The 5,993-nt window shown below is 35.3% G+C and carries 5 protein-coding genes and 2 pseudogenes; 1 reads left to right on the top strand and 6 read right to left on the bottom strand.

Going from position 1 to position 5,993, the window contains the following annotated elements; translation table 11 throughout:
• Both RTP99_RS23900 and rraA read right to left on the bottom strand, forming a co-directional pair.
• Positions 1-564: DUF4430 domain-containing protein (locus tag RTP99_RS23900; protein WP_312367880.1), on the bottom strand; the 564-nt coding region annotated here is incomplete at its 3' end.
• 338 nt (positions 565-902) lie between these two features.
• Complete coding sequence (rraA, locus tag RTP99_RS23905) at positions 903-1,382, bottom strand: ribonuclease E activity regulator RraA (protein WP_000266043.1); 480 nt, start codon at positions 1,380-1,382, stop codon at positions 903-905.
• Between the two features lie 199 nt (positions 1,383-1,581).
• Here rraA and RTP99_RS23910 point away from each other — a divergent pair, with 199 nt between their 5' ends.
• A complete protein-coding gene (locus RTP99_RS23910; protein ID WP_001176965.1) occupies positions 1,582-3,012 on the top strand; it encodes a YfcC family protein in 1,431 nt (476 codons plus the stop codon).
• Between the two features lie 101 nt (positions 3,013-3,113).
• On the opposite strand, the pseudogene RTP99_RS23915 reads toward RTP99_RS23910, so the two are convergent.
• The 4 genes and pseudogenes from RTP99_RS23915 to RTP99_RS23930 all read right to left on the bottom strand — a co-directional run.
• A pseudogene (locus RTP99_RS23915) lies at positions 3,114-3,416 on the bottom strand (DUF2262 domain-containing protein); the annotation flags it as partial.
• A 141-nt stretch (positions 3,417-3,557) separates the two neighbouring features.
• A complete protein-coding gene (locus tag RTP99_RS23920) occupies positions 3,558-4,991 on the bottom strand; it encodes an IS4-like element ISBce7 family transposase (protein ID WP_000028493.1) in 1,434 nt (477 codons plus the stop codon).
• A 113-nt stretch (positions 4,992-5,104) separates the two neighbouring features.
• A complete protein-coding gene (locus RTP99_RS23925; protein WP_000240386.1) occupies positions 5,105-5,323 on the bottom strand; it encodes a hypothetical protein in 219 nt (72 codons plus the stop codon).
• Positions 5,324-5,785: 462 nt separating this feature from the next.
• A pseudogene (locus RTP99_RS23930) lies at positions 5,786-5,993 on the bottom strand (hypothetical protein); the annotation flags it as partial.

Consider the following 5,993-nt stretch of genomic DNA (forward strand, 5'->3'; position numbering starts at 1 on the left):
CCCATCTAGCGTTTTACCGTCTTGGTCACCTTGGTTTTTCCCATCTGGCGTTTTATCATCTTGACCTTCTGGTTTTGGTTCTTCTGTTTTGCCACCGTTAGGTTCTTCTGTTTTACACGTTCCGAACTTATCTAACGTTTCTTTCAATGTTTCCTGGCTCATATTGCTCCAGTCTGAAACAAAGCGGAAAACAACAACATCTCCAGATTTTAATTTATAACTATCCGCTCCAACTTCCGCAGATTTATCATTTACATCATACAGCCAGCCACTTGTAGCCCCGGCCATTAATCCATCAATGCCTTTTACATACGTTCCAAACGACATCGTTTCAGCTTCTACTTTGTCCCCCATGACTTTTTGCAGCAAGCTTAACGCTGTTTCCCCATCTTTAATTTGCTCTTCTTTCGGACATAACATAATGCCCTTTTGTGATTCACCAACAATTGCAAGTTTTGCTGTATTTCCTTCAGCAAACGTAATATGTACTGTATTCGCAAAAGAAACAAATACAAGTGTAACTGCCATTAACGACGTAAGCAGCCATTTTTTTAACATTGCCATCCCAAAATTTCCTCCCTTACTACTATTCACACAAAAAAAGGCCCTTCAAGGGCGTGCAATTGACACTCTTTTTTTGTAAGTGTCGAACAAACTGTGCAACACCTCCTACCCGCATCATTCGCGGCTATATTTGTATAGGAAAAATAATTTTGTTCATGAACGTATCATTGTGATAACATTCACTTTTCTAGGCACAACTTACTTCTATTTAAGTTATCGTAAAACGATAAACCTATACATTCTGTAAATTATAAATTTCTGTATTATTTTACTATTGACATAGAATTTTGTCCATGCTTTATCGGATTTATTTTCTAAGAATAGTAACTTACTAACCTTTAACGATGCAAACTTTTTTCACTAATAATGACGCCATCTTCATCCGCATACACATAATCATTTGGCTTCCATTCTACTCCTCCAAATTGCAATGAAATATTTCGTTCTCCTTTCCCTTCTTTTACACTTCTATTCGGCATTGTCCCTAACGCTAAAATACCTATATTAACATTCTTTAGTTCACTAGAATCACGAACATATCCATTCACAATAATTCCTGCTAGCTTTCTTTCTTCTGCAATAGCTGCCAAATTATCACCGAGTAACGCACAATTCGTAGACGCGCCGCCATCAACAACTAATACCGTTCCTTCTGGTAATGTTTGCAATCCTTCCTTCACTAGTACATTATCATCCTTCACTTTTACCGTTGCAATTTTCCCGTGAAATTGTTCTTTCTTCCCAAAAGACCGAAAAGATTGGCGACATATTTGTAATTCCTTTTCAAATTCATCACATAGATCCGTAGTTTTCCACATCTTTTTCCCTCTTTTCCTTTTACTTTCTATTTAACATATTCTTGGATTATTTTCGTTTCCCTGTCTAATGTTGCAATAATTTGTATGTGCGGGAAAGGACAGAAAAACTATTGCCTTAAGAAGCCACCTTTATTATAATCTATTTCACAGATAAATTTCAGAATATTGAAAATTAACAAAGTGAAAAAGGAGGGATTTTATGCAATTACAAACTGAGGTGAAAAAACAACCTAGTAAACGAAAGTTTAAAATGCCTGACGCGTACGTACTACTATTTTTTATTGCTTTACTTTGTGCAATAGCTACTTATTTCGTTCCTGCTGGAGAATTTAAAAGAGTTACTAACAGGACTGTTACAACGACAATACCAGGAAGTTACCATTCTGTTCCGCAATCACCGGTAGGGTTTGTTTCTTTTTTTACCGCTATTGAAAAAGGAATGACACTTGCTGCTCCTATCATCTTTTTAATTTTATTTACGGGCGGAGCTATTGCTATTCTTGAAAAAACAGGTGCTCTAGACGGTTTAATCTATCATGTAATTAACAAATTTCGTAATCAGCAATTCCTTTTCATTTGTATAGTCGCCGCACTCTTTTCTATTCTCGGAACGACTGGTATTATCGTTAACTCAGTTATCGGCTTTATCCCCATCGGCATCATCGTTGCACGCACATTGAAATGGGACGCTATCGTTGGCGTAGCAATTATTTATTTAGGCACTTATGCTGGTTTTAATGCTACTATATTATCGCCCTCACCTTTAGGTATTTCACAAAAAATCGCAGAACTTCCGATGTTTTCAGGAATTGGTTTACGCACAGCAATTTATCTCTCTTTTTTACTTGCTACCATTCTATATATTAATTGGTACGTAAAACGCTTAAAAAAATCGAATAAAGGAAGCATACTCGGAGATAACTGGTTTCCAAGTAATGCTCTTTCAAGTGGAAAAGAAGCGCAGAAAACAGAAGTTCCTTGGACAATACGTCATAAATTAATTTTACTCGTTTCAGCTTTATCATTAATTACATTTTTAATTGGCGCTTTTCGTCTACATTGGACAGACGCAGAAATGACTGCTACTTTTATTTTCATAGCAATTACAGCCGGAATAATAGGTGGCATGAAAGCAAACGATATCGCTTCTACTTTTCTAGCAGGCTGCCAAAATCTCATATACGGTGCTTTGATCGTCGGAATGGCTCGTTGTATTTCAGTCATTTTAGAACAAGGCAAATTACTTGATACAATTGTTAATCAACTCGCACAGTCTCTCGAAGGACAAAGCCCTGTATTTGGCGTTATCGGTATGTATGTAAGTAGTGCCGCATTACATTTCCTTATTTCATCCGGGACAGGTGAATCTGTTATTTTCATTCCGATATTAGCTCCATTAGCTGATTTCATGCACATTACACGCCAAGTTACAGTACAAGCTGTTATGCTCGGCGAAGGTGTAGTGAACTGCCTCAATCCAACTTCCGGTGTTTTAATGGGCGTTCTCGCAGCGAGCGGCATTTCTTACGGAAAATGGATTCGATTTATGGCCCCTCTTGCATTTATTTGGTTTATCATTGGACTTATTTTTCTTATTGTTGGGGTTAATATTGAGTGGGGACCGTATTAAAAACTATGACACTCTCTCCTTATTATTTCACCGTTATCTTATAGTAATGATAAAAAGGATTGATCATAATAATCAATCCTTTTCACTTTCATCTCTCAAAACTAAATTTCTGCATCTAATAAATTGTGCTCGTAGTCAAAAGAAGCATGGATTCTATGTCCTCCAAATAAATCTCCATCATTATATTCACAATATATATCATTTTCTCTCATTACAATGTCCATAAGCGTAATAGACTTCTCAAATGTTTCTTTCGTTATATCATACTCCCCTGCGTCTACAGCCTCCCAATTTAAATGTTCATCATTCTCATCATATTCAGGCCAAAAATCATTTTTATACTCTATTAATTCTTCCGCTATAGCGACCTTAGCATTTTTATCAAATTCCTCTAAGCATATATAGGGGTAGCACCACATCTCTATCAAGCTAAGCCCGTGTAACGTCAATGATAAGCAAGATTGTTTCTTTTTTCGAAAGTCTATACGTAGATGCTTTAAAGATTTGCATACGAAATAAACCCTAACGGGTTTCACTTTTTTGAATTAAGCGGCTTGATTATCAGACATGGTACAATTGTAAACGACACCTAATATATCAAAGACCGTTTTTTTCTCATATCGATGAGATTTCCGCCCGTTTTGCTGTAGGAGATTGAACAGGCGAAGTAAAACCTTTGATAGCTCTTGGGTGTTTTTTTGTATAGTTTGGAATAGAAGAAGAAGAAAATAGTCTTTAATCATATATATGGCTTTATACTCACTAAGCTCTCGTTTTTTCTTCATGAGGAGCAATTGGCGCATTTGGAACATGATAGAAGAACAGAGTAGAATGGCAATCAATTGACCATATAAATGGCACTCCAATCGTTCTGGTTTTATCTTTTTACAATGATGAATTTGAAAGAATGACTTCCACGTTTTAAATAAAATTTCGATTTGCCAACGCAAAGAATACCAGTCATGTACCTGTCCCATCGGGACAATATCTGTAGGGGTGTTTGTCATATATACATTGATACCACTGAGTCGTTTACTACGAGGAGAATACTTCATTCCTTTCTTTTTTTCTCTTACGGCTTGATCTTGTAATCGTTTTTGTTGCTGTTGTTTTGTTAATCGATGAACAATTACACGAGCTGGTACTTTATCAATCATTCCTACATAAGCATCAGCTATTTCACATGTTTTTCCTGGTTGAAGGGAGTTCATTAACGTCTCCATATCTATCTGTATATACTCTGTACCTTTCTTAATTCTTCCGTCTTGAAAATAATCAGGGTTAGGGTTTTTTTGATACATACGTGTATTCGACTTGATACGAGAGATATAGTAGGCCTCTTTATCTTGTATATATTGAAGGTCTTTTAAATGAAAATAACCTAAATCCCGGATACATAAATCATTCGCTGTCACAGTTGGGGTACAAAGGGAGCCGTAAGTGCGATCATGTTGTTTACCTGGACCTGTATGAATATGTAGGAACTGTCCACTTAACAAATCATACTCAAGTTGAATTTTTATCCCAGCTGTATGGTTGCATCCTCCTGCACCTGGATAAACCGATGAAAATACATCCGGGAGTTGAAATGCAGTTGAATCTAAAATACGAATACGCTTGAAAACAGAAGTGTATGGAGAAGAAATCGGCATAGATGTGGCCAATTTTTTGCTTAGTAGTTCGGCTAGTAGGTGTTGTAAAAGTTGGACGGCCGCCTTATTAAACCGTTGATTCAGTCCCTCAGGACTGATGAGTACTTCTGTTGATGCTTCTAAACAGCTAGATAACTGAGTTAAAGAAGTCATAGCTACATTTTGGCTCACCCATACACATAAAGCTACTAAATCTTTTGCTTGGTACTTACTGGTTCGTTGTACAAAACCAACATCTCTAGCAAGATCCCGTAAGGTATTTGGAGATAAAAAACTTTGAATCTCTTGAGCAAATAGTTGTAATTCATTGGATACAGAAATAGACATAAAAAACGCCATCCTTTCCTATGATTCTACAGAAAGAATAGCGTATTTTTTCTTTTTATGGATACATTTTTTTAGCTCGATGGCAATGTGGTGTTACCTCAAATATAATTATTTTATTTGAAGGTCTCTTTTAAATTTTTTTCAAATCTTTTCATAGGTTGATATACAAGGACGTGTAGTGATAAACCTATCACTGCAGTAATGTTTAAAATAATACTTATAATCATTAAAGACCATTCTATAGTTGGAGAAAAGTATCCGTTCGTACTTAATGTAGCAGAACTTACACCTAGTATTAAAATCACTATTAGTAAAGGTAAGTTTTTAACCAATTTGAATCCCCCCTTTAAATATAATATCTTTATATTATTATATCACACACTAGGTTATGTAATTAATATAAGATAGTTATCTATGGGAATTTAACATATTTTTTCGTTTTGGGGGTGACCTATTTTTTTAGCTTGATAGCGATGTGGGCGGTACCCTTTATTGTAAAAAGACAACAAAGTTATTAAATTTTTAAACCTAAAACAAGCATAACCCCGTTCTAAATTTAGGACGGGGTTAAAATATAGTTTTTAAATTTTCGATATAAGATACTTAACTTTACTCAAAAATATAACAATAAAGTCGTTTGAAAATCTAAGGTTTATTCAAAAATAGCGCCCAATTGTTGAAGAAGATTCATTCTATCCCCTTAAGTCCCCAATATTTTTTAGGGAAAATAATTATTTCGTCTACATAATTAAATAAGCGATTGACTTTGGGATAATTCAACCTAAAGTTCTATTTTATATTTTTTTTGCTGCATAATCACCATAAAAGTAAGTGTTCTCTAACTCACTGTATTTAGGAGAAGCAATTATAGTGTACTTACCATTTTCATCAACTTCAAACAAAGCTACATTATTATATTCCGATCCCCCATTCGAATCATCTACTAACATATCTATGTTGTATATCCCTTTTGTTAATACTCCACTTTTTTGAAAGTCCTCA

Source organism: Bacillus sp. (in: firmicutes), from assembly GCF_031983925.1.
GTDB lineage: Bacteria > Bacillota > Bacilli > Bacillales > Bacillaceae_G > Bacillus_A > Bacillus_A pacificus.

Excerpts from the sequence above, each read along its gene's own strand:
- rraA (WP_000266043.1), bottom strand. The coding sequence starts at position 1,382 with ATGTGGAAAACTACGGATCTATGTGATGAATTTGAAAAGGAATTACAA.
- RTP99_RS23910 (WP_001176965.1), top strand. The coding sequence starts at position 1,582 with ATGCAATTACAAACTGAGGTGAAAAAACAACCTAGTAAACGAAAGTTT.
- RTP99_RS23920 (WP_000028493.1), bottom strand. The coding sequence starts at position 4,991 with ATGTCTATTTCTGTATCCAATGAATTACAACTATTTGCTCAAGAGATT.